Annotated in this window: 27 protein-coding genes; 21 read left to right on the plus strand and 6 right to left on the minus strand. The window is 45.5% G+C overall.

The features are described from left to right. The first annotated feature begins 8 nt into the window (after window positions 1–8). Genes ccmC through ccmI form a run of 7 tightly spaced genes read left to right on the plus strand, consistent with a single transcriptional unit; the run spans window position 9 to window position 5,488 of the window. On the plus strand, window positions 9–743 hold the full coding sequence (gene ccmC / locus BOQ04_RS03880) for a heme ABC transporter permease CcmC (protein WP_233126627.1): 735 nt from the start codon (window positions 9–11) through the stop codon (window positions 741–743). Next, complete coding sequence (gene ccmD / locus BOQ04_RS03885) at window positions 740–931, plus strand: heme exporter protein CcmD (protein ID WP_076023476.1); 192 nt, start codon at window positions 740–742, stop codon at window positions 929–931. The genes ccmC and ccmD overlap by 4 nt, the downstream gene beginning before the upstream one ends. Beyond that, window positions 928–1,359, plus strand: coding sequence for a cytochrome c maturation protein CcmE (gene ccmE, locus BOQ04_RS03890; protein WP_076023477.1), 432 nt, complete (start codon window positions 928–930; stop codon window positions 1,357–1,359). The genes ccmD and ccmE overlap by 4 nt, the downstream gene beginning before the upstream one ends. Next, window positions 1,359–3,281, plus strand: a complete 1,923-nt coding sequence (locus BOQ04_RS03895; RefSeq protein ID WP_076023478.1) for a heme lyase CcmF/NrfE family subunit — start codon at window positions 1,359–1,361, stop codon at window positions 3,279–3,281. Before ccmE ends, BOQ04_RS03895 begins: the two co-directional genes overlap by 1 nt. A 21-nt stretch (window positions 3,282–3,302) precedes the next feature. Continuing rightward, window positions 3,303–3,833 carry a DsbE family thiol:disulfide interchange protein gene (locus tag BOQ04_RS03900; RefSeq protein ID WP_076023479.1) on the plus strand — a complete coding sequence of 177 codons (531 nt, stop codon included), beginning with the start codon at window positions 3,303–3,305 and terminating at the stop codon, window positions 3,831–3,833. A gap of 3 nt (window positions 3,834–3,836) precedes the next feature. Continuing rightward, on the plus strand, window positions 3,837–4,298 hold the full coding sequence (locus BOQ04_RS03905) for a cytochrome c-type biogenesis protein (RefSeq protein ID WP_076023480.1): 462 nt from the start codon (window positions 3,837–3,839) through the stop codon (window positions 4,296–4,298). Beyond that, window positions 4,295–5,488: a c-type cytochrome biogenesis protein CcmI gene (gene ccmI / locus BOQ04_RS03910; RefSeq protein ID WP_076023481.1), complete on the plus strand. Its 1,194-nt coding sequence runs from the start codon at window positions 4,295–4,297 to the stop codon at window positions 5,486–5,488. Before BOQ04_RS03905 ends, ccmI begins: the two co-directional genes overlap by 4 nt. A 35-nt stretch (window positions 5,489–5,523) precedes the next feature. Here the strand turns inward: ccmI and BOQ04_RS03915 are convergent, their stop codons facing one another. After that, the gene (locus BOQ04_RS03915) at window positions 5,524–6,285 is read right to left on the minus strand and encodes an SDR family oxidoreductase (protein ID WP_076023482.1); all 762 of its coding nucleotides are present in this window, start codon (window positions 6,283–6,285) and stop codon (window positions 5,524–5,526) included. Window positions 6,286–6,396: 111 nt separating this feature from the next. Between BOQ04_RS03915 and BOQ04_RS03920 the strand changes: the two genes are divergently transcribed. From BOQ04_RS03920 to BOQ04_RS03975, 12 genes are all read left to right on the plus strand, one after another. Continuing rightward, a complete protein-coding gene (locus tag BOQ04_RS03920) occupies window positions 6,397–7,734 on the plus strand; it encodes a TAXI family TRAP transporter solute-binding subunit (RefSeq protein ID WP_076023483.1) in 1,338 nt (445 codons plus the stop codon). Between the two features lie 41 nt (window positions 7,735–7,775). Next, a complete protein-coding gene (locus BOQ04_RS03925; protein ID WP_076023484.1) occupies window positions 7,776–8,531 on the plus strand; it encodes a 2OG-Fe dioxygenase family protein in 756 nt (251 codons plus the stop codon). A gap of 5 nt (window positions 8,532–8,536) precedes the next feature. Next, the gene (locus tag BOQ04_RS03930; RefSeq protein WP_076023485.1) at window positions 8,537–9,778 is read left to right on the plus strand and encodes an MFS transporter; all 1,242 of its coding nucleotides are present in this window, start codon (window positions 8,537–8,539) and stop codon (window positions 9,776–9,778) included. After that, a complete protein-coding gene (locus BOQ04_RS03935; protein ID WP_076023486.1) occupies window positions 9,775–12,213 on the plus strand; it encodes a heavy metal translocating P-type ATPase in 2,439 nt (812 codons plus the stop codon). The genes BOQ04_RS03930 and BOQ04_RS03935 overlap by 4 nt, the downstream gene beginning before the upstream one ends. Window positions 12,214–12,222: 9 nt before the next feature. Beyond that, window positions 12,223–12,411 (plus strand): cbb3-type cytochrome oxidase assembly protein CcoS, encoded by a 189-nt coding sequence (gene ccoS, locus BOQ04_RS03940; protein WP_076023487.1) that lies wholly within the window; start codon window positions 12,223–12,225, stop codon window positions 12,409–12,411. Between the two features lie 159 nt (window positions 12,412–12,570). Further along, window positions 12,571–14,007: a cytochrome-c oxidase, cbb3-type subunit I gene (gene ccoN / locus BOQ04_RS03945; RefSeq protein WP_076023488.1), complete on the plus strand. Its 1,437-nt coding sequence runs from the start codon at window positions 12,571–12,573 to the stop codon at window positions 14,005–14,007. 13 nt (window positions 14,008–14,020) lie between these two features. Then, a complete protein-coding gene (ccoO, locus tag BOQ04_RS03950; protein ID WP_076023489.1) occupies window positions 14,021–14,671 on the plus strand; it encodes a cytochrome-c oxidase, cbb3-type subunit II in 651 nt (216 codons plus the stop codon). 21 nt (window positions 14,672–14,692) lie between these two features. Continuing rightward, window positions 14,693–14,860 (plus strand): cbb3-type cytochrome oxidase subunit 3, encoded by a 168-nt coding sequence (locus BOQ04_RS03955; protein WP_076023490.1) that lies wholly within the window; start codon window positions 14,693–14,695, stop codon window positions 14,858–14,860. Further along, on the plus strand, window positions 14,857–15,786 hold the full coding sequence (gene ccoP, locus BOQ04_RS03960; protein ID WP_076023491.1) for a cytochrome-c oxidase, cbb3-type subunit III: 930 nt from the start codon (window positions 14,857–14,859) through the stop codon (window positions 15,784–15,786). Before BOQ04_RS03955 ends, ccoP begins: the two co-directional genes overlap by 4 nt. Further along, a complete protein-coding gene (gene ccoG, locus BOQ04_RS03965) occupies window positions 15,787–17,244 on the plus strand; it encodes a cytochrome c oxidase accessory protein CcoG (RefSeq protein ID WP_076023492.1) in 1,458 nt (485 codons plus the stop codon). It abuts the gene before it with no gap. Window positions 17,245–17,273: 29 nt separating this feature from the next. Beyond that, on the plus strand, window positions 17,274–17,462 hold the full coding sequence (locus BOQ04_RS03970) for a FixH family protein (protein WP_076023493.1): 189 nt from the start codon (window positions 17,274–17,276) through the stop codon (window positions 17,460–17,462). Further along, the gene (locus tag BOQ04_RS03975) at window positions 17,459–17,716 is read left to right on the plus strand and encodes a hypothetical protein (RefSeq protein ID WP_076023494.1); all 258 of its coding nucleotides are present in this window, start codon (window positions 17,459–17,461) and stop codon (window positions 17,714–17,716) included. The genes BOQ04_RS03970 and BOQ04_RS03975 overlap by 4 nt, the downstream gene beginning before the upstream one ends. A gap of 3 nt (window positions 17,717–17,719) precedes the next feature. On the opposite strand, the gene BOQ04_RS03980 is transcribed toward BOQ04_RS03975, so the two are convergent. Next, window positions 17,720–18,475, minus strand: coding sequence for a helix-turn-helix domain-containing protein (locus BOQ04_RS03980; protein WP_076023495.1), 756 nt, complete (start codon window positions 18,473–18,475; stop codon window positions 17,720–17,722). A gap of 80 nt (window positions 18,476–18,555) precedes the next feature. On the opposite strand from BOQ04_RS03980, the gene BOQ04_RS03985 reads away from it, so the two are divergent. Then, window positions 18,556–19,275, plus strand: coding sequence for a sulfite exporter TauE/SafE family protein (locus BOQ04_RS03985; RefSeq protein ID WP_076023496.1), 720 nt, complete (start codon window positions 18,556–18,558; stop codon window positions 19,273–19,275). On the opposite strand, the gene BOQ04_RS03990 is transcribed toward BOQ04_RS03985, so the two are convergent. Continuing rightward, a complete protein-coding gene (locus BOQ04_RS03990; protein ID WP_076023497.1) occupies window positions 19,249–20,892 on the minus strand; it encodes a SulP family inorganic anion transporter in 1,644 nt (547 codons plus the stop codon). The genes BOQ04_RS03985 and BOQ04_RS03990 overlap by 27 nt on opposite strands. 28 nt (window positions 20,893–20,920) lie before the next feature. Further along, window positions 20,921–21,322 carry a DUF2177 family protein gene (locus tag BOQ04_RS03995; protein WP_076023498.1) on the minus strand — a complete coding sequence of 134 codons (402 nt, stop codon included), beginning with the start codon at window positions 21,320–21,322 and terminating at the stop codon, window positions 20,921–20,923. A gap of 87 nt (window positions 21,323–21,409) precedes the next feature. Between BOQ04_RS03995 and BOQ04_RS04000 the strand changes: the two genes are divergently transcribed. Continuing rightward, entirely contained in the window at window positions 21,410–21,850 is a 441-nt protein-coding gene (locus BOQ04_RS04000; RefSeq protein WP_076023499.1) for a universal stress protein, read from the plus strand. A gap of 6 nt (window positions 21,851–21,856) precedes the next feature. Here BOQ04_RS04000 and BOQ04_RS04005 read toward each other — a convergent pair whose 3' ends face one another. Further along, window positions 21,857–23,329 (minus strand): M23 family metallopeptidase, encoded by a 1,473-nt coding sequence (locus tag BOQ04_RS04005; protein ID WP_233126629.1) that lies wholly within the window; start codon window positions 23,327–23,329, stop codon window positions 21,857–21,859. Between the two features lie 95 nt (window positions 23,330–23,424). Beyond that, window positions 23,425–24,630 carry an MFS transporter gene (locus BOQ04_RS04010; protein ID WP_076023501.1) on the minus strand — a complete coding sequence of 402 codons (1,206 nt, stop codon included), beginning with the start codon at window positions 24,628–24,630 and terminating at the stop codon, window positions 23,425–23,427. Window positions 24,631–24,648 lie beyond the last annotated feature (18 nt).

A 24,648-nucleotide genomic window follows, 5' to 3' on the forward strand; every position in this document is an offset into this window, starting at 1 on the left:
ATCGCTTGATGAATTGGTTTTCATTTTCTAGTCCAGCTACGTTCTACCCCTTGGCGGGGAAGCTCATTCCATTATTTTGGGTCTTAGCTACACTTTTAGGAGTGGCTGGCTTGTGGATTAGTTTTTTTGTAGCTCCAGCTGATGCTGTTCAAGGCCAGGGTTATCGAATTATTTTTGTACATGTACCAGCCTCCTGGATGTCGATGTTCATTTATATGGTGATGGCCGCCTGGGCTGCGATCGGCTTAATTTTTAATACAAGACTGTCGGCAATGATGGCTCAGGCACTGGCACCCACGGGCGCCTTGATGGCTTTTCTCTCCCTTTGGACGGGTGCTTTTTGGGGTAAGCCGATGTGGGGCGCATGGTGGGTGTGGGACGCCCGTCTTACCTCGGAATTAATCTTATTGTTTCTTTTTTTGGGATTCATGGCTTTGCAGGCATCAATTGATGATGCAAGGCGTGCAGATAAAGCGGGCGCAATTTTGGCCTTAGTAGGTATTGTCAATGTGCCTATTATTTATTTCTCAGTAAAGTGGTGGAACACTTTGCATCAGGGGTCATCTGTTTCAATGACTAAGGCTCCAGCGATGGCGCATACGATGTTGTGGGGAATGCTCTTAATGGCACTCTGTTTTTGGATGTATTCGATTGCGATCGCCCTCATGCGAGTGCGCGTCATTATTTTGGAGCGTGAATCACATTCAGACTGGGTGAAGAATTTAAAGGCGCTCCAATCATGATTTGGGATTCAGTTGGCGATTTTTTTGCCATGGGTGGTTACGCCCTGTATGTCTGGAGTAGTTTTGGTATGTGCGCGCTCGTATTAATTGCTGAGTTAGTTGGCATTAGCATGCGTCACCAAGCAATTGTGAAGCGATTGCAATATGAAATTCGTGCTGAGAAATTTGATCAAGAAGGAATGAAGTGAAGCCACGACATAAGCGGGCGCTATTAATTTTAGGTGCCTTAGGCGCATTGGCAATTGCCGCCGTTCTGATATTAAATGCCCTCAACAGTAATATCGCCTTGTATGTCACTCCTAGTGAGGTGGCTGCTGGCAAGGCGCCGCAAGGTCAAGCCTTTCGGATTGGTGGTCTGGTAAAAGCAGGCTCATTAAGGCGCGATGAATTGGTAGTGCACTTTGTGATTACTGACCTGGTGAAAGAAATCCCTGTTTCTTATAAAGGCATCCTGCCTGATTTATTTAAAGAAGGTAAGGGAGCGGTTGTTCAGGGTAAGCTTGATGCGGATGGTCAGTTTGTGGCAACTGAAGTGCTGGCTAAACATGATGAGAATTACATGCCTCCAGAGGCAAAACATGCCTTAGAGCAAGCCCAGAAGAATGGAGCTAAATAATGTGGCAACTCACCATTCCTGAGATTGGTCATTTCGCCTTAATTCTTGCGCTCGGGGTTTCTCTCATTCAGGGAATTATTCCTTTGGTTGGCGCACAGCAAGGACGTCAAGAGTGGCTCATGCTCGCAAGGCCAGCCACTCAGATTTCATTTGCTTTATTGGCGATTGCATTTGGAGTGTTGACTTGGTCTTTTTATGTCAATGACTTCTCAGTGCTTTATGTGGCCGAGCATTCCAATGCTTTGTTACCTACCGTTTATCGAATTGGTGCGGTCTGGGGCGGTCACGAAGGTTCGCTTCTGCTGTGGATTTTCTTGCTGACTGGCTGGGCTTTTGCGGTTGCACAACTATCAAAAACCTTAGATGAGTTCATGATCGCGCGCGTACTGAGTGTATTGGGCCTGATTGCATCGGGTTTGCTATTGTTTGTATTAGCTACTTCAAACCCCTTTGAGCGTTTATTACCAGCAGCACAAGATGGACGTTCTTTAAATCCACTTTTGCAAGACCCTGGTTTGGTATTTCACCCACCCATGCTGTATATGGGCTATGTTGGTTTTTCAGTAGCCTTTGCCTTTGCAATTGCCTCTTTGCTCTCTGGAAAATTAGATGCAGCATGGGCGCGTTGGTCGCGCCCTTGGACCACTACAGCGTGGATCTTCCTAACCCTTGGAATTGCTTTAGGTTCTTGGTGGGCGTATTACGAATTGGGTTGGGGCGGTTGGTGGTTCTGGGATCCAGTGGAGAATGCCTCTTTTATGCCTTGGTTAATTGGCACCGCCTTACTCCATTCTTTAGCGGTCACTGAAAAGCGCGGCGGCTTTAAAAATTGGACTGTGTTATTGGCCATCATCGCGTTCTCAATGTCATTACTGGGAACTTTCTTGGTGCGCTCAGGAGTATTGACCTCAGTTCATGCCTTTGCTACGGACCCTCGTCGTGGCATCTTTATTTTGATTTTGCTTACTCTGGTAGTGGGCTCTTCTTTGCTGCTCTACGCGCTGCGCGCACCAAAGAGCACTCTTGGTGGTGCATTTGCATTAATGTCTCGCGAGACCTTTATTTTGTTAGGCAATGTCTTCTTGGTCGTTGCTTCCGGTTCAGTGTTGCTCGGAACGCTTTACCCCTTGCTAATTGATTCATTAAATTTAGGCAAGATTTCGGTTGGCCCTCCATACTTTAATGCGGTGTTTGTACCCATCATGATTCCGGTGCTATTCCTATTGGCAGTTGGTCCATGGGCGAATTGGAAGAGTACCAGCTTAAATCAGCTTGTAAAACGTTTGTGGGGCGCAGCGGTCGTAGCGTTTGTTGCGGCGATCTTGATTCCCCGCATGATGGGCGAATTCACCCTGTTGACTGGTTTGGGTTTCTTGCTGTCTTTTTGGATTATTGCTTCCGGTGTGTTGCAGATTGTTCGTCAAGTCAGGGTTGGTAAACCTACCGGTTCCTTTATTGGTATGCAGTTGGGTCACATTGGTATTGCTGTATTTGTGATTGGCGTCACGATGGTCGGTGCATATCAAGAGGAAAAAGATGTGCGTATGGCGCCGAATGATACTGTGATGGTTGGTGGTTATCAGATTCGTTTGATCGATGTGGGGCCAGCCCAAGGACCAAACTACCAAGCAACTCGCGGCAACTTTGAGGTAGGCCGTCATGGCAATGTAGAGCGAATTTTATCCCCTGAAAAACGGAACTATGACTCTTCGGCAATGCCGATGACTGAGGCGGCGATTGATGCTGGGTTCACGAGGGATATTTACGTTTCCTTGGGTGAGCCCTTAGATAATCATGCTTGGGCTGTCCGGGTGTACTACAAACCATTTGTTGACTGGATCTGGGGCGGTTGTTTATTAATGGCCCTAGGTGGATTGTTTGCGGTAATGGATAAGCGTTATCGCTTACGTATCAAGAATTAATTTAAAAATAATCGATCAGGCATGAAGGCAAAGTTCATTATTCCCTTGATCCTATTTGTGGTTTTAATAGGGTTCTTACTGGTTGGATTAAATAGGGATCCGCATGAGGTCCCATCCCCATTAATTAATAAGCCAGCCCCTGCTTTTAATGTTCCTCAGCTGGCTAAGCCCACTGTATCTTTCTCTCCAGAGCAAATGAAGGGTCAGGTATGGATCTTGAATGTATGGGCCTCTTGGTGCATTGCTTGTAGAGAAGAGCATCCGATGTTGATAGAGCTTGGAAAAGCTAATGTGGCGCCATTAATTGGCTTGGATTACAAGGATAAGCGCCCTGATGCAATTGCAATGTTAGCGGAGCGAGGCAATCCATATCTACTTTCAGCCTTTGATGCAGATGGTCGTGTTGGCATTAATTATGGGGTTTATGGTGTGCCTGAAACCTACATCATCGACAAGGCAGGGGTGATTCGCTTCAAACAAATTGGACCAATTACTCCCGAGATATTGGAGAAGTTGATTTATCCAACCATCGCTAAATTGAAAAGCGAATAAGTAATGATCAAACAATTACTAATTTCGATCTTCATCTGCAGTGTAGCCAGCGCATCTCTAGCGAATGAAGCAGCTCCTCTGGCGCAAGATCCGATAGTCGAGCAGCGTCTGATTGCTATTTCAGAAGAAATGCGTTGTTTGGTATGTCAGAATGAATCGCTTGCCGGATCACGCTCTGATTTGGCGCAAGATTTGCGCAGGGAAATTCGTGAGCAAATACAACAGGGTAAATCGGATCAGCAGATCAGGGAATTTATGGTTGAGCGCTATGGTGACTTTGTGCTCTACCGCCCACCAGTCAAACCGCTCACTTGGGTGCTCTGGGTCGGGCCTTTTGTATTGTTGCTTGGTGGTTTGATTGCCCTTTTGTTATACGTACGTCGCAGAAAGACTGCGGCCCCTAAAATATCGCTTTCTGATGTTGATAACCAACGCATTGATGAACTATTGCGGGAAGAAAAATGATTCCTTTTTATATTGCCGCTGCAGCACTAACCTCCTTAGTTTTATTGTGGTTATTTCATCCCTATCTATGGAAATTAAAAAGTTCACGCGCTACTCGGCAGCAATTAAATGCTGCTATATATCGTGATGAGCTTTCAAAATTAGAGGCGGATCAAAAAGAGGGGCTGATCGATCAAGATACATACAGCCTGGCGCTTGCTGAGATTCGTCAGCGCCTGCATCAGGATACTGTCGAGGTAGAGAAAGTGTTGGTCTTACACTCGCCTAAAAAGACCATGATTGCAATTGGTTTATTTATTCCTTTATTTGCAGTCTTAATGTATTGGTGGCTTGGGAGTGCACAGCAAATAGCCCAAGTATCCAATCGGCCACAAATGAGTCAACAAGATGTTGAAAAAATGGTGTCAGCACTCTCTGTGAAGATGGAGCAAAACCCCGGCGATCTAAAAGGCTGGGTCATTTTGGCTCGCTCTTATAAAGCATTGGGACGTATTGGGGATTCTGAAAAAGCGTTTGAACGTGCAGGCGCTTACATTGATAATGATCCGCAATTATTAGCCGACTATGCTGATGTGGCTGCCAATAATGCGAATGGAAATTTTACTGGCAAGCCGCAAGCTTTGATTAATAAAGCCCTCAAACTTGATCCCAATAATATGATGGCGCTGTGGCTGGCAGGCGCGGCGGCTTTTAGTAAGAATGATTTTCGTGGGGCAGTTCAATTTTGGGAGCATCTAGTTCAGAGGTTCCCACCGAATTCTGAGGATGCAAAAATTATTGAGAGCTCGATTGCCGAGGCTCGCGATAAAGGACATTTACCGGGTGCTGCCAAGCAGGCTTCATCAAGCAGTCAAAGTGTGAGTGGAATCGTGGAGTTAAAGGCTGATCTGAAATCAAAAGTGAAGCCTGATTATGTTGTCATGGTAATTGCAAAGGCACTTGGCGTCAGAATGCCTGTTGCTATTATGCAGGCGCACGCTTCAGAGCTGCCCTTGCAATTTGTTTTAAATGATTCTTTGGCGATGACTCCTAGCGCTTTGATTTCCAATTTAAAAGAGGTCACGCTTGAGGTCAGGATCTCCAAGACTGGGCAGGCAATGCCAGAGCCAGGAGATCTTTATTCGACGACGCAGACTGTTAAAGTAGGGGCAAAGAATCTAAAAGTATTGGTAGACCAGATTCGACCGTAGAGATTTCTTTTTTAGAAATTCCCTAAGCGCAACTGCTACCCTCTCCCAACAAAAGGCATATTAGTTGCCATAATTGTCATTGAAAGAATATTGCTTTCTAGGGGTAGCTGAGCCATGTGCAAGACTGCTTCCCCTACATGATTGACATCCATGCGAGGCTCTACCTTGATGGAGTGATCTGCCTGCAAAATACCAGCTGCCATACGCTCAGTCATTTCAGTGGCGGCATTACCAATATCAATTTGCCCGCAGGCAATATTGAAAGGTCGCCCGTCTAAGGCAATGGATTTCGTTAAACCGCTGATAGCATGTTTGGTTGCAGTATAAGGAGCCGAGAAAGGGCGTGGTGCTGAAGCTGAAATCGATCCATTATTGATGATGCGGCCACCTTGGGGTGTTTGGTCTTTCATCATGCGAATTGCTGCTTGGGAGCATAAAAAGGCTCCCGTCAGATTGGCATTGACTACGCTAGTCCATTGCTCGTAGCTTAAATCTTCCATGGGAATGGCTGGGGCGCCCATGCCAGCGTTATTAAAAAGTACATCAATGCGTCCAAACTTCACTTTTAGGGATTCAAAAAGATGTTTTACATCCCCAGGCTTGCCAACATCACAGCCGACTGCTAAGCAGTTTTCGCTGTTACCGCCGATATCTGTAATGGCCTTTTCTAGCTTGTCTAGAGTGCGACCAGTAAGAACCACTTGATACCCTCCTTGAAGCAGTGCTTTGGCTGCAGCCTTACCAATTCCGGTGCCTGCGCCTGTGATGAGGGCAACTCTATTTTGTGCTGTAGTCATTGATATCGCCAGAAGAGCCTAAAAAGCATTATCTTATCTTGATTTTGTGCCTCCTTTTGAATCGAGATCTGATCTGATGAAGCGGGCATAATTAAAAGAAAAAGAGACCTTATGAACATGATTCGACGCTATCGACGTAATCCTATTGCCATTGGAGTGGCGATCTTGGTATTGATTGGCTTATTGTTTAGTGCTTTGTGGATCATGATTCCACCACCCAAGAAGATTGAAATTGCTACGGGCTTTCCAACTGGGCTGTACTACCACTTTGGCGAACGACTGAAGCAAGAATTAGCCAAAGAAAGTGTCGAGCTCAAAGTGCGCTCGACAGGCGGCACCTTAGATAATTTAAAACTTTTAAGTGACCCAAAGTCAAAAGTTGATTTTGCATTGATTCAGGGTGGGGTAGCAGACGTAGCCCAGTACCCGCATTTAGTTTCTATTGCAGGTATGTTTTATGAGCCTATGTGGGTTTGGTATAGGCCATCGTCTTTCGCTCAGGAAAAAGGCGAATTAAGTGTCTTAAGTCAGCTAAAAGGAAAGCGTGTTTCTATAGGTAATATCGGGAGTGGTACTCTGGTATTGAGTAATGCATTGCTTCATGAGGGTGGGCTTGAAAAAAGTGATTTTCATGCGGAGATGCTAAACCCTGAAAAAGCCCTAGAGCAATTCAAGAGGGGGGAGCTCGATGTGGTGATATTGGTTAGCGCTGCCGAGGCGCCCTTGCTGCAAGAGTTTTACAAAGTCCCAGGCATTCGTCTGATGAGCTTTGATCAGGCTGAGGCTTATTCAAGGCGCTTGCCTTATTTAGCCCGAGTCAATGTGCCTCGCGGCTTATTAAGTATTGAGCATGATCTTCCAAGTCGAGATATCACAGTGCTTGCTCCTACGGCTACTTTAGTGGGGCATGATGATATGAGTCCGGCTTTGGTCACGCTTTTGTTAAGCAATACCTACGATATTCTCAAAACATATTCGCATTTACAAAAAGCACATCAATTCCCTTCCGGTGAAAACTTGGATTTTCCATTACAGGCTGATGCAGAAATTTACCTCAATGATGGTCCCTCATTCTTGCATCGTCATTTGCCATTCTGGACTGCAGTTTGGGTGGGGCGTTTTGTCAAAATTGTTATTCCTCTTTTGGTTATTTTGATCCCCGTATTTACCTATGTGCCTGCAATCAAAAATTTTGCTTTACGTCTAAAGCTTTCTAGAGTGTACGAAGAGCTTAAGGCGGTTGAAAAAAATGCTAGCAATCTGAATATGGAAATTGAGAACTATCAAAAAATTGCTGACATTGAGCGTCGTGTTGACAATATCAAGGTATCTGCCTTAGATGCCAAAGAGCTCTATGACTTAAAGGGGCATGTTGCCAATGTCCGTGTCAGACTCAATTTATATAGCGCAGCGAATCAAACGCCTGCTATGTTTAAAAACGATGAATAGGCGCTTATTGAAGCCCTTACTGATTGCCCTAAAATAAGCCCATGACTATCGCAAACTTAGCGCCTCTCTTGACTCCAGTTGGCGAGATCATTCCCTCCTTAAAAAGCCAGGGCTATGTAATCATCGGCGCTGATAGTGTCGCGCAAATAACACATACCTCTCTAGCCGATCTCCAAAGTCTTGCAGTTACCTGGGAAGGTATGCCCCGTGACCCTTATTTACGAGATGGTGGGCGTTACCGTTATCGTCGCCATGGAAGTTATGAGGTTAAGAGTGGCGTTTTACAGAGGGTGCCACATCGAGCCCATTGGCAGTCTGTTTCTTATAATGCCCTGCATGGTGGGATAGAGCGGTGGTTCGATCCCATCTCGCCTGATGTCGAAAATAATTCGGCCTGGCAATCTCTATTATTGGGAATGGCTCATCTCTTGAGCAGTCTTAAGCCAGTAAATACGTGGTTTATCGAGGCCCATCAATTTCGGATAGATACAACCGATGGAATCGGTAGGCCAACTCCAGAGGGGGCTCATCGCGATGGCGTTGATTTTGTAGCAGTATTTTTGCTTGATCGAGTCAATATTAAGGGTGGCGAAACTCGTATCTTTGAATCTGCTGGATCAGCTGGCTTACGTTTTACCTTAACTGAACCTTGGTCTTTATTGTTAATGAATGACGAACGCATGATTCATGAGTCCACGCCAATTCAGCCAATTGGGGATTATGGACACCGAGACACCTTGGTGCTTACTTTTAGATCCAACGGTTTTCAAGATTCACCCAAGAGTAGCCAGCAATAAATACGATGCGTTTTCGCTCTATTGGGTATACCCCTTTTATGCTCCTGGCACAAACCTGTGGCTTGCTTGGTTTTGGGTGTTATGCAGTAGTTCTCATGCCCTTGCAAGTGGAATGGCAATTAAGTAATTTGCAGTCAGGTTTAATAGCAAGCGCCTTCTTTTTTGGTTATATGCTGATCGTTCCATTGGCTACCGCACTAACTGATCGGATTGATGCACGCAAGGTCTATCTGCTTGGCGCGCTATCAGCTAGTGCTGGCTTGCTTGGAATGGGTTTATTTGCAAGTGGCTTTAAAACAGGGCTCTGTTTTATGGTGTTAAATGGGGCTGGTCTAGCGGGCACCTATATGCCGGGATTGAAAATATTATCCGATCGTATTCAGGCTGGTGAACTAACGCGCCATATTGCCTTTTACACTGCGTTTTTTGGTATTGGTACAGGTATCTCTTATTTAGCATCCGGCTGGATCTTGCATGGACTGGGTTGGCGTTATGTCTTTGGCTTGATTGCTCTGGGCCCTCTAAGTGCTTTTTTGATCGTTCTTTGCTTTATACCTGCCCTTACCCATGAAAAATGGAATGGCCCCATACATATTCGTTTGCGCGATATTTTCCCGATTGCTAAATGGCGGGAGGTGTTAAAAGATAAAAATGCAGCTGGTTTTATATTTGGGTATACCGCCCACTGTATTGAACTCTTTGCATCTCGCAGTTGGATCGTAGCCTTTTTTGGATTTTGCGCTACTGTATCCGGTGATGGTTTTATTTTTGCTGCTACCACCTTGGCTGGTTTAGTCAATTTCTTTGGCGTTCCTTCCTCTATTCTTGGAAATGAAATGGCCTTACGTATGGGTCGGCAAAAATGGATCTGCCTAGTGATGCTTGGCAGCGCAGTGATGGGTATCGTTCTCGCCTTATCCACCGGCCAATCTTGGTGGGTGATTGTGGTGCTTGCAATAGCGCATACTGTTTTCATCATGGCTGATTCTGCAACACTGACTGCTGGCCTGGTGATTAGCGCTCAGGAAAATATCAAAGGCGCTGCAATGGGCCTGCACTCCCTGATGGGATTTGGTGGCGGTATGCTGGGGCCTGCACTATTTGGTTTTGTATTGGATCTGTCCGCCTCAAAACATTCACAAATCTCTTGGGTATGGGCTTATTTTTCAGTTGTGATTTGGGGTGTTTTATTTGTTCTCTATGAACGTCGTCATGGTTGGTCAGGTAGGTTGAAAACGAATTCATGAAAGATTCTTTTGCGCCCAGCTCTTGTTATCACTGCGGTGGATTGGTTTTACCGCAGGATGAATATAAGGCGCAATTCGGAGGTATTTCTAGGATTTTCTGTTGTGCTGGCTGCATGGCAATTGCGCAAACAATTCATGGGGAAGGTCTAGAAGTGTTTTATGCCAGGCGCGCACAAAGTAGTGAGAAGCCGGCTGAGTATTTAGCTCGTAACGAAATTCCTGCAAGCTTATTGGCATATGACGATCTCTCTTTACGGGGGCGTTATACCCGTCCAAGTGGTGAGTTAGGATTGCTTGAGACGACACTGCGCTTAGAAAAAATTCGCTGTGCTGCTTGTGTCTGGTTATGTGAGCAGCATTTACGTAGGATATTGGGGGTGCGTGATGTGCAAATTAATTACGTTACCCAAAAAGCAAAAGTGATTTATGAGTCAGACAAAACAAGTTTGGCGCGCTTGTTATTTGAGATAGAGCGTATTGGATACGAGGCATGGCCATTCGAACCTTCTCTCTCGCAAGAAAAGGCTAAAAAGGAAAAGCGTCAACTCCTCACTAGAGTCGGGGTAGCGCTATTGGGCATGATGCAGGTCATGATGTATGCCTGGCCAACTTATGTTAGTCAGGAGCGTATTCCAGCCGAATACGATCTGCTATTAGGTTGGACAAGCTGGGTTTTAACTGTGCCAGTGATGGTGTATTCAGCTGGCCCTATATTCCAATCGGCATGGCGCAGTGTTCATTCATTTGCGCGAACACACATGTTGGGTATGGATGTGCCAATCGCTTTAGCCTTGGCTCTCGCATTTTTGGCTGGAACAATTAACCTCTTGACGGGTTTGGGTCAAAGTTACTTTGATTCAATCACTATGTTTGTAGCATTTATCTTGGCAGCGCGTTATGTGGAGTTGTTGGCTCGGCAAGATGCCCAAGGCGGGGCAGAGGCCTTAGCAAAACAGTTGCCCGCTACTTGCGAGCGGACTTTGGCATATCCTGACTTAAAAACGATTGAAGTCGTTCCGGTTGTCAACTGCCATCCTGGAGAGGTACTACGTGTTTCTCCTGGTGAGATTATTCCAGCGGATGGAATTTTGTTGGAATCAGAAAGTGCTGTAGATGAATCATTATTAACTGGTGAATCTAAGCCGATTGATAAAAAAGTGGGGGATTGTTTGTATGCTGGCACCCACAACATCCTCAATCCAATCTTTATGAGAATTGATGCGGTGGGGCAATCTACTCGAATTGCAGGAATTGCCTCACTTCTTGATCAGGCATTGATTGCAAAGCCTTTAATGGTTAGCCTTGCTGAAAAGTGGGCTGCTTATTTTGTGTGTTTTTTGTTATTCAGTGCAGTGCTCTCCTCCTTAATTTGGCTATATATAGATCCAAGTCGTGCATGGACTGTATTGGTAGCGGTATTAGTAGCGAGTTGCCCATGTGCCTTGTCCTTGGCCGTTCCTACCGCCATGGCTGCAGCCCAAGGCGCAGTTACCCGCTTGGGCTTGCTGATTGTGAGGGGGCATGTCTTGGAAGGCTTGGTGAAGACAACTGACCTGGTGTTGGACAAGACGGGAACATTGACGATGGGTGAGCCAGAACTTACACAAATTATGAATCTGCGCAATGACTATACCGAGCAAGATGCGCTCGCGCTTGCCAGTGCGATGGAAGTGGGTCAACGCCATCCTTTGGCTCTATCTTTATTGCGCGCCACCCAGCTACGTCGACTGAATCTACCAATTCTCAGAGATGAAATCACCAATCAATTGGGTAAGGGTTTAAGGTGTGGGGCTTATCGCTTGGGTAGCGCAGCATGGACTGGCGTCATGCAAGATCCTGCTGCAGGTCAATATGGGCAGGTGCACTTGGTTGATGAGCGAGGCCTGATTGCCAGCTTTGTTTTCTTGGATACCCCGAGAGCGGGGTTAAGTGATTTATTGAATGCTGCAAAATCGAGAAAAATTACTATTCACTTAATATCGGGCGATGACCTTGCCACCGTCGCTTGGTGGGCTGAGAAGCTCAACATTACAAGTTACCGTGGTGGATGTAGTCCTGAGGATAAGTATGACTTCATCAAGGCGCTGCAAACAGAAGGGCGCCTTGTTTGGGCTATTGGCGATGGCGTTAATGATGCTCCTTTGCTTGCTAAGGCGGATGTTTCGATCGCTGTTGGATCTGGTGCACCGCTTGCATCAGCAGGTGCTGACGCAATCTTGACAGCCAGTTCCTTGAGTCCTTTGGCTAAAACACTTTTATTGGCTGATAAAACGCAGTTCATCATTAAAGAGAATTTAATCTGGGCATTTGTTTATAACGCATTGGCTATTCCGGCGGCCATGATGGGGTGGGTCAATCCTTGGGTAGCTGGCATCGGCATGTCACTATCGTCTTTAGCGGTTACTTTAAATGCCTGGCGTTTAAGAAAGGCTTAGACTACTCACATGGAAAGTCTGTATTTGCTCATTCCCTTGTCTTTAGGTTTAGTGGCCTTTTCTGCCTGGTTACTACGCTGGTCAGTAAAAAGTGGTCAGTATGACGACGTCAATGGACCTGGCCAAGCTATTTTGATGGATGACGATACGCCTGATTTAAAGCAGGTAAAAGAGAACCCAGATCAATTACCCGACTAATCTCCTTGGCTTTGCTTAGATTGATTAGGGTTTTCCATCAAATTTGTATTAGTCCCATCCTGTTTGATATAGATCAAACCGGCTCCAAGACCTTGCTTTGATAATCAATCCAGTCTATTTGGATTATGTCGCTGTTTGGTCACAACAAAAGGAGAGACCATGGGAATTACCGTGGGGAGTAATCAAGATACCTTTAACTACAAGGTTGTCAGTCAATTTGCCATGGTTACCGTACTTTGGGGAATTGTTGGCATGCTGGTGGGGCTTATCATCGCAGCCCAACTCATCTGGCCAGAAATTACTTTTAACATCCCTTGGCTTAGTTTTGGACGTTTGCGCCCATTACATACCAATGCAGTGATTTTTGCGTTTGGTGGCTCAGGCTTATTTGCCGCGTCCTACTATATTGTTCAGCGAACCTGTCAAACGCGACTATTCTGCGATAAATTGGCTGCCTTTACTTTTTGGGGTTGGCAAGCAGTCATCGTTTTAGCAGCAGTGACTTTGCCGCTGGGTATTACCTCCTCCAAAGAATATGCAGAGCTTGAATGGCCTATCGACTTATTGATTACCGTTGTGTGGGTTGCATATGCAATTGTTTTTTTTGGCACGATTATTCAACGCAAAACAAAACATATTTATGTATCGAATTGGTTCTTCGGTGCTTATATCTTGGTAATTGCCATTCTTCATATTTTTAATAATTTGGAGATGCCTGCAAGTCTTTGGAAATCCTATTCCGCATACTCGGGAGTGCAAGATGCGATGGTTGAGTGGTGGTATGGTCATAATGCAGTTGGTTTTATGTTGACTACGAGCTTCTTGGGGATGATGTATTACTTCATTCCAAAGGAAGCTGAGCGCCCCATCTACTCCTATCGTTTATCAGTTGTCCACTTTTGGGCCTTAACCTTTACATATATGTGGGCAGGCCCTCACCATCTGCAGCACACTTCATTGCCTGACTGGACCCAGTCTCTTGGTACTGTTTTCTCTTTGATTTTGTTGGCACCATCATGGGGTGGCATGATCAACGGCATCATGACTTTGTCGGGTGCCTGGTATAAATTACGTAGCGACCCTATCTTAAAGTTCTTAGTAGTGGCTTTGTCCTTCTACGGCATGTCTACGTTTGAAGGTTCAATGATGTCGATTAAGACCGTCAATAGTCTGTCTCACTACACAGACTGGACGATTGGTCACGTGCACTCTGGTGCACTGGGCTGGGTTGGCATGATCACAATTGGCTCTTTGTACTATTTAATTCCTCGCTTAGTGGGTCAAAAAGATATGTACAGCACCCGTTGGATTGAGTTGCATTTCTGGATCGCAACAATCGGTGTGGTTTTATATATTGCTGCAATGTGGATCGCAGGTGTTATGCAAGGTTTGATGTGGAGAGCTTTTGAGCCTGATGGAACTTTGACTTATAGCTTTGTTGAGTCTGTCAAAGCGACCTATCCCTTCTATGTCATTCGTTTAGTTGGGGGGCTTTGCTACTTCGCAGGCATGCTATTGATGGCTTACAACGTATTTAAAACCGTTCAAGGTAAAAAGTTCGTGAATCCTCCAATCCCATTAACCATTCAACACTAATCAGGAGAAGAAAATGTCTCAAGAAAATAAATTCTTTTCCCATGAAACCATTGAAAAGAATGTGGGTTGGTTAATCATTTGCACAATCATTGCTGTTTCTTTTGCTGGCTTAGTGCAAATTATCCCTTTGTTCTTCCAGCACTCCACTACAGAGCCAAGCCCAGGTGTAGTGCCTTACACCGCACTGCGTTTAGCTGGGCGTGATGTGTATCAGCGGGAAGGTTGCGTGAACTGCCACTCGCAGCAAATTCGTACTCTGCGATCTGAGGTTGAGCGTTACGGGCCTTACTCCTTGGCTGGTGAATCTGTATTTGATCATCCATTCTTGTGGGGTAGTAAGCGTACCGGTCCAGATTTGGCGCGTGTTGGAGGGCGCTACTCCGATGAGTGGCATCAAATTCATTTAAATAATCCGCGGGATGTAGTGCCCGAGTCCATCATGCCAAGCTACCCCTGGTTGGCCAAGAGTCCTGCTGATGCATCTAGTATTTCGTCACACATGCTGGCGATGCGTCGATTGGGTGTTCCTTATACCGATGATGAGATTGCCAATGCATCCAAGGAGCTGGAAGGCAAGACAGAGTTAGATGCTTTAATTGCCTATCTTCAGGGACTTGGAATTAATCGCCGTTACATCACTATAGATGAGGTAGTTGTTAAGTAGGTACTTAACAACTAAATAGTCATGCAAGACATAACCCCCTATTTATCCGCCGCTTCCACGGTAATTGGTTTGATTTTTTTTATAGGAATTGTGTGGTGGGCTTGGTCGTCTAAAAGACAGACGGCCAATCAAGAGTCTGCCGAACTTCCATTCGATATTCCAGATGAATTTAGTAAGGACGAATCATGAGTGACTTTCTTAGTAGTGGCTGGAGTACTTACATTGCCTTAGTGGCTCTATTAGGTATTTTTTGGTGTATTTGGCTCTTATTTTCTCAACGCAAAGTCAAGGTCGTTCATACGCCGGATGGCGAAGTGGCAGATACCGGCCACGTATGGGATGGAGATTTACGGGAGTTAAATAACCCATTGCCACGTTGGTGGATGTGGATGTTCTTGTTCTCCTGTATTTTTGGCTTGGTATATTTAGTACTCTTTCCAGGTCTAGGCTCTTTTCCTGGAATCATGGGCTATAGCACCCGTGGCTCTTTGATGCAGTCGATGGAAACATCGAATGAGGAGTTAAAGCCGGTGATGTCCAAGTACGTCAATATGGATATTGTTGACGTAGCTGCCGATCCAAAAGCCCTCGAAATGGGTCAGCGTTTATTCTTAAATTCATGTGCCCAGTGCCATGGTTCTGATGCCGGTGGAGCTAAAGGCTTTCCAAACCTCGCCGATGGTGACTGGCTTTATGGCGGTTCTCCAGAGAACATTAAGGCAACAATTACTTATGGCCGCGGAGGAGCAATGCCTGCATTTGGAGCGGTTCTCACTAGTGCACAAATTAAAGATGTTGCAAATTACATTCGTAGCCTCTCCGGTCTGCCTGTAGATGATTTAAAAGCAGCTAGGGGTGCTGAAGTGTTTAAGACATATTGCGTTGCTTGCCATGGCGCAGATGCTAAGGGCAATATTGTTATTGGCGCACCTAACTTAACCGATAAAACATGGTTATACGGTAGCTCTGAGAATACTATTACCGAAACACTGCTCAAAGGCAGAAATGGTGTGATGCCCGCTCAAGACAAAGTATTAAGTCCTGAAAAAATTCAACTCTTAACTGCTTATGTATGGAGTCTCTCTAACAATAAGCCTTCTCAATCAAAGCAATAAATGTTAGAAAATTCGCCGGTGGGGAAGCCCATTCCAATTGATGTAATAGAGGAATCTCTTTATGAGGTCCGGCGAAAGATTTACCCTCGTTCTGTTTCAGGCCTCTTTGCGCGTTGGCGTCTTATCCTAGTCATTGCTACCCAGTTACTCTTTTATGGATTACCTTGGGTAAGTTGGAATGGTCGTCAAGCTATTCTCTTTGATTTGGTGCAGCGTAAGTTTTATATCTTTGGCCTGGTGTTGTGGCCACAGGATATTATTTACCTGACTCTACTGTTGATTCTTTCAGCTCTTGCGCTCTTCCTATTTACGGCAATCGCAGGACGCCTGTTTTGTGGTTACGCATGTCCGCAAACGGTCTATACCGAAATTTTTATGTGGATCGAGCGCCAGGTTGAGGGCGATCGTTTTGCCCGCATCCGCCTAGATGGGGAGGAATGGCCATGGAGTTTCCGGAAGTGGCGTTTAAAGGTCACCAAGCATTTCCTCTGGCTTCTCATCGCTTTTTGGACTGGGTTTACTTTTATAGGGTACTTCACCCCAATCGATAGTTTGGGTGCGGCGCTTGTGCACCTGACGCTTGGACCTTGGCAGACTTTCTGGCTTTGTTTTTATGCTTTTGCAACTTGGGGCAATGCAGGCTTTATGCGCGAGCAGGTTTGTAAATATATGTGCCCCTATGCGCGCTTCCAGAGTGTGATGGTTGATAAGGATACGTTTTTAGTTACATACGATAAGGTACGCGGCGATCCGCGTGGGAGTCGCAGCAAGTCCGTAGATCATACTGCCTTAGGTTTGGGTGATTGTGTTGATTGCAGCATCTGCGTTCAGGTATGTCCCACGGGCATTGATATTCGGGATGGCTTGCAATATATGTGCATCGGATGCGGAGCTTGCATTGATGCCTGCAATCAGGTGATGGAAAAAGTCAACTATCCAAAAGGTTTAATTCGCTACACCACCGAGAATGCAGTTGAGTTTAAGGAGTCCAATCAAAGCGCAATTCGACATATTTTGCGACCACGTGTATTGATTTATACCGCCTTTATTGTGATATTAACGTCGGCGTTCATGTTTTCTCTCGTGACCCGTAATCCCTTGAGAGTCGATGTGATGCGTGATCGCGGAGCTTTGGCACGCGAGGTGGATGGTGCTCGCATTGAGAATGTCTATCGAATTCAGATGATGAATGCATCTGAGCATCCACTGAAGGTGAGCATGCAAGCCAAGGGGCTGGAGGATCTGATGATTCTCAATTCGCAAGGCAATGAAGTGAAAGAAATCATCGTTGAGCCAGCAAGCAACCAACTATTGCCGGTTAAAGTAAGTGCAAAGATTGGTCAAGATGCGCCGGGAACTTACCCAATTCAGTTTGATGTTAGTGCGCAAGAGCAGGATGGTGCAAAATTAATCATTCATACGCGTGATGAAAAATCTAGTTTTATTATTCCCCGTTAAGCCTTACAGCGAAAGATGGAGAGGTGAGCATGTCATATCAAGAGAGCAATAAACCCTGGTGGAAACAGCTTTGGCCTTGGCTATTAATTAGTGGACCAGCAATAGCTGTGATTGGCTGCGCAATTACTATTTGGTTGGCTTATAACCTTTACGCGGATGTTTCCTTGCATGAGGGGATCGTCAAGCAGGGTCTTAAAGTTGAGCAGGTTAGCAAGTGAAATACCGCATCCTCCTTTGGATTCTTTGGCCATCCTTTTTGGTTTCTGGTCTCGCAGAGGGATTTCTATTTAGCTTTGTCCAGCCCGACGATTTGGTATTTTTTGGTCATCATCCGAATATTTCTGATGAGGGTATTTATACCTTGGGATTTTTTGCTATTTGGATTTTCTGCGCGCTTTCAAGCGCCTTAACCACTTATATATTGCCTGGAATTGATACCGATAGTGCTGGAAAAGATCGAGGGCTCTTGTAGGGCTTACGGTATTTTTTTGAGGATACGGGCTCGTTCAGGATTTGGTATTCCGGCAAGTTCGTAGAGTCCGTCCACATCAATGAGTTTGATGTGACGCTGTTTGATTTGCACTAACCCCGATTCAGCAAAACGAGAAAGCATGCGGCTTACAGTCTCAATCTGAATTCCCAGATAGCTAGCAATTTCCACGCGACTCATTGGTAAATCAAATTCATGATTGAGGTAGCCTCGGGCAGCTAAACGTTGTGATAAATTGAGCAAAAAAGCTGCCAAGCGCTCTTCAGCGCGCATGGTTCCTAGGGAGAGTAGGTGGCGTTGGTCTTGTGTGAGTTCGCGACTCAGAATGCGGTGAAATTGCTGTTGCAGTGCCGGTATTTGGCGAGCCAGGTCCTCAAAAGCTTCGTAGCGAATAATGCAGACTTCGCTTTCCTCTACCGCAATTGCTTCGGATTGATACTGACCCTCACCAATGCCATCTAAGCCGATAATTTCACCCGGTAGATGAAATCCAATGACTTGTTGGCGTCCGTCTTCTAGAGCATATTCTGTTTTCAGAGTACCAAAGCGCACACTGTAAACTGAGCTGAGCGGATCACCATGGCGATATAGACTTTCCCCTTTTTTGAGGTGTACTCTTTCTTTGACGAGCGTATCAATTTTGCTGATATCACTTGCAGTAATTCCGACTGGTAAGCAAAACTGTCCCAATACACATACTGAGCATTTGCTGGCGGGATTATCAGAGTGATAGAAATTCATGATGGATCTAATTATCAGACAAGTTTATGCTATTAGGGTGAATCCTAACCTTTCATTAATGCATATTTCGACAGGTATTTATGCTCACTAGCAGTCTACTATTGGCGGTTTTCCTGGGTGCCCTCGTGAGTGGTTGGCATTGCGCCTTAATGTGCGGTGGGATTGCGGCAGCAATTGAGCGACCTATTCAGATTGCTAGGCCGCTCCAAACCCCCTCTCAACTGTTTTATCTTCAATTAATCATGCACTTAGGGCGTTTAACCACCTACGTCTTATTGGGCTCGATCGCTGCAGCGATTGGCGTGGCAGTATGGCAGCAAAATATCATTCCCCTACAGAGACCCTTATTTGCTTTCACTTCTGTCATTTTGATATTCATGGCCTATCGCTTGCTACAACAAAGACCGAGCAGATCTTTGCCGGGTAGTCGGTGGTTTAGTTCAACAGTGGCCGGTTATTGGGCTAAATATCTGGGGCATTTCGCTAGCGGTTCGTCTCGCTGGTTTAGCGGTATGTTGTGGGGTTTGGTTCCTTGCGGGCTGGTTTATAGCGTTCTGCCCTTGGCATTTTTATCTGGGGATGTATTGACTGGCGCCACTTTAATGCTAGCTTTTGGTTTGGGTACACTGCCTAACTTACTGCTCATCTCTAAATTTTCAGCGGTCTTAACTCAATTTGCTCAATATAGTTGGGTGCGTTATTTAGCGGCGAGTTTATTGTTCGCTGCAGGCGCTTTTGGTTTATATCGAGCTTGGGTACTTCCTGTGGCTTTATTAAAAGGTGGCTTCTGTATTACTTAGGGCTGCTTCAATACCATTTTTTAGGTTCGCAAATAAACAATTGGGCGCCAAAGACTCAATGAAGCCACTGCGCACTGATATACCATGAGGTTGATGTTCTAGGCCGCAAATAATTAGTTTGATTTGATTGGCTTTGCACAGACGGTTTAATTCAAGAATCGCCTCCATGCCTGATGAGTCAATATAGATCACATTCTTCAAATCTAGAATGAGCGCATCACTAGGTAAATTGTCTTCAATGGTTTCTACTAATTTGACCGCACCAAAAAAGATAGCGCCATAAATTCGATATGCGTCTATTTTTCCTTGTTGATTTTCTAATTCAGGAAAATCATGGGTATTCGTACGCTCGCAGCGAGAAAGGCTAGAGATGCGGTAAATGAAAGTGACAAACGCTAACAATAGACCTACTTGAACTGCTACTGTGAGATCAAGTATGACGGTTAAGAAAAATACGCTGAGCATAGTGAGGCGATAAGGCAGGCGAAATTGCCTGAGCTCAAAAAACTTTTTCCATTCGCCCATATTCCAGGCTACATACATCAAGATAGCGGCAAGACAGGCGAGGGGGATTTCTTTCGCTAATGGTGCTGCTAATAACACAATGATCAACAGGGTAAGAGAGTGCACGATACCAGCGATGGGGGTGGTGGCACCACTTTGTATATTGGTGACGGTGCGTGCAATGGTGCCGGTGGCCGGCATACCGCCAAAGAAGGGGCAAATCAAGTTGGCGATGCCTTGCGCCATTAACTCTTGATTGGAGTTGTGCCGGTCATGTATGAGGCCGTCTGCAACCCTGGCACACAGCAGGGATTCAATTGCGCCAAGTAATGCAAGAGTGAGTGCGGGTGTAATGACAAATTGTGAAGTACTCCAGTTGATCGGAATCCACTCAAAGCTTGGTAAGCCAGATGGAATACCGCCAAAGCGACTTCCTATAGTGTCAACCGGCAAACTAAATGCGGCAGTGATGATGGTGGCAAAGATCATCGCAATGACAGTTCCTGGAATATGCCCTAACCATCCTAAACGGCTCTGAAATACCCGCCAAATCACCAAAATAGCAAGACTGGCCAGCGCAAGTGTTAATGCAAAAGGATTTAATGTATCGGCAGCAGCATACAGGGCATGGATTGCATTAAAAAATTCAGCGGGCATCTTGGCAATTGATAAACCAAAGAACTCTTTGATCTGAGATAAACCAATTAAGAATGCAATGCCATTAGTAAAACCAATAATCACCGCAATCGGTATAAAGCGAACCAATGTACCGAGACGAAACACACCCATCAAAAATAAAAAAATACCCGACATGGCCGTGGCCAGCAAGAGGTTGGAGACGCCATAGCGATCGACAATGCCATAGACAATCACAATAAAGGCCCCGGCTGGGCCGCCAATTTGCACGCGACTGCCACCCAGTAGGGCAATGAATCCACCTGCAATAATGGCTGTAAAAATGCCTGCTTCAGGTTTTAGTCCGCTGGCAATCGCAAAAGCCATTGCTAGCGGAAGTGCCACTACGCCAACAGTTAAGCCAGCAAAAACATCTTTTAAAAAGAGCGCTCGATCATAGCCCTTAAAGGAGTTGACTATTTTTGGGTAAAAGAACATGAATGACGGATTAGAAAGAGGCTCTTTATTAGCCCATTCGATTACCCAGGTGATATGCAATCAGAGCTGCTAATGCAGAAACGCAACTGCCCCAAACCATATCAATGATGGCCAGCCTGGTTGAAAAATCTCGTATCACGGCCAAGCAGGTTAAGTCGTAAGTCATGTAACAGAAGAAGCCAAACAGGGCTCCATATTGCAAGGCGGATAACCAAGACTGTTTTGAGAGGGCCGGAATGATGACAAAAATACTTGCGCCCAACGCATACAGAATATAAAAGGCGAGGCCAGCAAATAGTTTGGGCTCACCAGACATGAGGGTGCCCATGTCATCTCGATAGAGATTTTTAGCTATTCCCAAAAGCCAAATTAAATCAATGGCAACTAGGCTCACTAGGAAGGAAAAATAAACCGTAAGGTATGTCAGCACTTTCGATTTCCTTTGCGCAATAAAGGGGACATAATTAACATTATGAGGTATGGATGTGTTTCATAGTTGAATTTACAGGAGGTTTATATGTTTAAGCATTTATTGGTACCGGTAGATGGTTCAGATGTAAGCAAAAAAGCACTCAAAAAAGTAGCTGCCTTAGCAAAAAGTGATGGCGCATTAATTACCTTGGTATATGTTTCAGATCCCACGCCTCCCTTGGTTTATTCCGATAGCACCATGGGCTACAGCATTACCCAGAAGGAGCACTTAAGCGCTTGCGATGCTTTTGCTAAAGAGGTTTTTAAAAAGGCTAGCGCTCAATTGGGTGCCGAGATAAATGCTAAATCAGTACACATCTCGAATTCAAATTTAGCAGAAGGCATTTTGGATGGCGCCAAGAAAGCAAAAGCAGATGTGATCGTCATGGCATCCCATAAGCGTACCGGCATTACAGGATTCCTCTTGGGCAGTGAAACACATGAGGTCATCGTACACTCCAAGCTACCAGTCTTGGTTTTAGGGTAGGGCAGATTAGTTCTTAATGGGGGTGCCCAGCAGCAGAATTTCTCGTGTGAGGCCGCTACTATCTCCATCTCGCATTAACCAGAGATCGAGCTGCATGCGAGGAGAGTAAGGGTCAACATATACCCCATCTTTTCTTAATTCAAAATGTAGGTGTGGCCCAGTTGATCTTCCAGTGGTTCCAACGGAGCCGATTTCAACGCCACGCCTCACTTCATTGCCCATCTCTAGTTCTGGATTAAAACTGCTCAGATGGGCATAGTAAGTGTGATAGCCGCCGGCATGTTCCAGAACAATCAAATTGCCATACGCACCGCTATACCCAAGGTGAACCACTTTGCCATTTGCTACGCTAAATACAGGCGTACCAATTGGAGCGGCGTAATCAATCCCCATATGAGCACGATAGCGCTGACCAGGTGGATTACCCATTTTGGTTTTGCTTGAGGCAACAACAGTTGATTTAGTTGATTTGGATGATTTTCTACTGCCAGTTACTGGAACTTGTCCTACACCTCTAGAGATCCTTCGATAGCTTAAGGGGTTTGTCCAGAAAGAGCGTTCCAGAGCTTCACCGGTGGCGGTATAAAAACCACCTGGAATGTCGCCGCGTTCCAGCCAGTAGGCACTTGAAAATACTTCACCATTGGATGGGTCAATAATTTCAGCCGCCCAAATTTGCGCCCAATGTTCACGATCACCAAAATCAACAATTAATCTCACAACACTGTTGGTATTTTCAAGAGAATTACTATCCTCAGGGTAAATTTGTTTTATTAAAGAATTTAGTTCCCAAACAAGTTCAACAGGTAGTTTGTCGCCCACCTTTCGAGGGTCATATAAAACATCGCGTAAGGAGATATCTATTTCGGTGAAACGCTTTGCTTCATCTTTGAGATAGTCTTGCTCAATTAGATAGCCACCGGCAGCAAGCGGAGTAAAAGTCCAAATCTCGGTTTTGCTATCTTGGATAGGGCCATTCATGATGCTCAGAGAGTCAAAGCGATTGCGAGTGCCAAATGCCACTGCATAAGGAATGCAGTTACCACGCATATGATCAAAAAAAGTTTTGGTTTGCTCTTTAAAAAACTCAGAAAATGGTTTGTCGGTAATGCCAACCTTAGCGGGTAAATTATCTTCAAAGAAGCTTCTAGCTAGGCAGCCGCGTTCAATTCGATAATCCAAATTCCCATCGATATCGCCCGTTAAGGAGTTGGCGCTTTTGCGCTGGAATAATTCGGGATTGAGGCTCATGCTCATGGCTGGGGCGCGCGACGATAAGTCCTTGAGACCCATTTGCTTAGTGCTTTGACTATGGGTGCGCTTATGAACCTGTGGTTTTTTATTATCTATCGTGGTTTGAGCCAGTGCACGATTAAAAACACCTATACCAATGAATTGAATTAGGGCAAATGTACATGCTACTAAAAGCTGTAACCCTCTTTTCTTGAGGATGAATGGATGTTGAGCTATTTTCTTCACGTTGCCATTATCTAATAATGTGAGCTGCCGTCCTGATATTTGTTCTGCGCCGTAATGGGGGATATGCGGGCTGCTTAACCCTCATGCATGTGGTGTTAAGAGAGGTCTTTTAAATGCAGGGTGCGCAAATGAGGCGCTAGTCGATAGGTTGCCAGTACCACAAGAATAGTGATGAATCCCCCAAAAGCAATTGAGGGAACCAAGCCCATTAAGCTAGCCGCAATTCCAGACTCTAGAGCACCCAATTCATTCGATGAGCCGATAAAGATGCCATTGATTGCGCTGACTCGCCCACGAATATGATCTGGTGTAGTTAATTGCATGATGCTGGTTCTAATAACTACCGAATACGAGTCACAACATCCTGAAATAAAGAGGAAAAAAGCGCAAAGCCAGAGAGTGCTTGAAAAGCCAAAGGCAATGATGGCTAGCCCGAAACCTAAAACAGAAATAAAGAGTTGTTTACCAGAGTCCGATAGTGGTGGGCGGCGTGCTAAATAGATTCCAACAATGGCGGCGCCGGCAGCAGGTGCTGCACGTAAGATGCCCAGTATTTCGGGGCCACCATTGAGCACTTCCTTAACAAAAGCCGGCAGAATGGAAACCGCTCCTCCAAATAAGACTGCAAACATATCCAGCGCCATGATACTTAGAATAAGTTCATGTTTGCGAACATAATGAAAGCCTTCTAAGAAACTCTTAACGAAGTGCGTGGTGGGGCGATCTGCTTTTTCTCTGTGAGCCTGGATAAAGCTCACCCCATATAAGCCAATAAATCCGCAGAATGCTGCCAGCCCATAGGTCCACTGTAAGCCTGCAAACCCGATCATTAGGCCACCTAGGCCGGGTCCTGCAACCACGCAAAACTGAAAGGCTGAGGTGGAATAGGCGGTATAGCGTGATAGATGCTCCCTGGGAATAATTTGTCCAAACAGAGCATGAAAAGAGGGTCGCAATAAAGCGCGCCCGATACCAATAAAGGCAACTGCGGTATAGATTAAGGGCACTGGGTTGGTAAACCAATTTAAAGCAATTGCCACTAAAAAAAGGGCAACCCCAATATGTACTAGGCAAGCAATTGCTGAGATTGCTTTACGGGAGTAGTGATCAACCGCATGACCGGCATAGAGGGCGAATGCGAAATAAGGAACAAGCTCCGCTAGGCCAATCAACCCAAGTGACACCACGCTATTGGTAATGTTGTAAAGATGCCAGCCTACCGCCACCATTAAAACTTGGTAACTCAGCGTTGCACCTACGCGATAAAGCAATAGGGTTCTAAAGGCTTTGCCTGTATGCATTAATGGATGTTATTTTTC

It is taken from the genome of Polynucleobacter sphagniphilus (assembly GCF_001953355.1).
In the GTDB taxonomy this organism is placed as follows: domain Bacteria; phylum Pseudomonadota; class Gammaproteobacteria; order Burkholderiales; family Burkholderiaceae; genus Polynucleobacter; species Polynucleobacter sphagniphilus.

Excerpts from the sequence above, each read along its gene's own strand:
- ccmC (WP_233126627.1), top strand. The coding sequence starts at position 9 with ATGAATTGGTTTTCATTTTCTAGTCCAGCTACGTTCTACCCCTTGGCG.
- ccmD (WP_076023476.1), top strand. The coding sequence starts at position 740 with ATGATTTGGGATTCAGTTGGCGATTTTTTTGCCATGGGTGGTTACGCC.
- BOQ04_RS03895 (WP_076023478.1), top strand. The coding sequence starts at position 1,359 with ATGTGGCAACTCACCATTCCTGAGATTGGTCATTTCGCCTTAATTCTT.
- BOQ04_RS03900 (WP_076023479.1), top strand. The coding sequence starts at position 3,303 with ATGAAGGCAAAGTTCATTATTCCCTTGATCCTATTTGTGGTTTTAATA.
- BOQ04_RS03905 (WP_076023480.1), top strand. The coding sequence starts at position 3,837 with ATGATCAAACAATTACTAATTTCGATCTTCATCTGCAGTGTAGCCAGC.
- ccmI (WP_076023481.1), top strand. The coding sequence starts at position 4,295 with ATGATTCCTTTTTATATTGCCGCTGCAGCACTAACCTCCTTAGTTTTA.
- BOQ04_RS03915 (WP_076023482.1), bottom strand. The coding sequence starts at position 6,285 with ATGACTACAGCACAAAATAGAGTTGCCCTCATCACAGGCGCAGGCACC.
- BOQ04_RS03920 (WP_076023483.1), top strand. The coding sequence starts at position 6,397 with ATGAACATGATTCGACGCTATCGACGTAATCCTATTGCCATTGGAGTG.
- BOQ04_RS03925 (WP_076023484.1), top strand. The coding sequence starts at position 7,776 with ATGACTATCGCAAACTTAGCGCCTCTCTTGACTCCAGTTGGCGAGATC.
- BOQ04_RS03930 (WP_076023485.1), top strand. The coding sequence starts at position 8,537 with ATGCGTTTTCGCTCTATTGGGTATACCCCTTTTATGCTCCTGGCACAA.
- BOQ04_RS03935 (WP_076023486.1), top strand. The coding sequence starts at position 9,775 with ATGAAAGATTCTTTTGCGCCCAGCTCTTGTTATCACTGCGGTGGATTG.
- ccoS (WP_076023487.1), top strand. The coding sequence starts at position 12,223 with ATGGAAAGTCTGTATTTGCTCATTCCCTTGTCTTTAGGTTTAGTGGCC.
- ccoN (WP_076023488.1), top strand. The coding sequence starts at position 12,571 with ATGGGAATTACCGTGGGGAGTAATCAAGATACCTTTAACTACAAGGTT.
- ccoO (WP_076023489.1), top strand. The coding sequence starts at position 14,021 with ATGTCTCAAGAAAATAAATTCTTTTCCCATGAAACCATTGAAAAGAAT.
- BOQ04_RS03955 (WP_076023490.1), top strand. The coding sequence starts at position 14,693 with ATGCAAGACATAACCCCCTATTTATCCGCCGCTTCCACGGTAATTGGT.
- ccoP (WP_076023491.1), top strand. The coding sequence starts at position 14,857 with ATGAGTGACTTTCTTAGTAGTGGCTGGAGTACTTACATTGCCTTAGTG.
- ccoG (WP_076023492.1), top strand. The coding sequence starts at position 15,787 with ATGTTAGAAAATTCGCCGGTGGGGAAGCCCATTCCAATTGATGTAATA.
- BOQ04_RS03970 (WP_076023493.1), top strand. The coding sequence starts at position 17,274 with ATGTCATATCAAGAGAGCAATAAACCCTGGTGGAAACAGCTTTGGCCT.
- BOQ04_RS03980 (WP_076023495.1), bottom strand. The coding sequence starts at position 18,475 with ATGAATTTCTATCACTCTGATAATCCCGCCAGCAAATGCTCAGTATGT.
- BOQ04_RS03985 (WP_076023496.1), top strand. The coding sequence starts at position 18,556 with ATGCTCACTAGCAGTCTACTATTGGCGGTTTTCCTGGGTGCCCTCGTG.
- BOQ04_RS03990 (WP_076023497.1), bottom strand. The coding sequence starts at position 20,892 with ATGTTCTTTTACCCAAAAATAGTCAACTCCTTTAAGGGCTATGATCGA.
- BOQ04_RS04000 (WP_076023499.1), top strand. The coding sequence starts at position 21,410 with ATGTTTAAGCATTTATTGGTACCGGTAGATGGTTCAGATGTAAGCAAA.
- BOQ04_RS04010 (WP_076023501.1), bottom strand. The coding sequence starts at position 24,630 with ATGCATACAGGCAAAGCCTTTAGAACCCTATTGCTTTATCGCGTAGGT.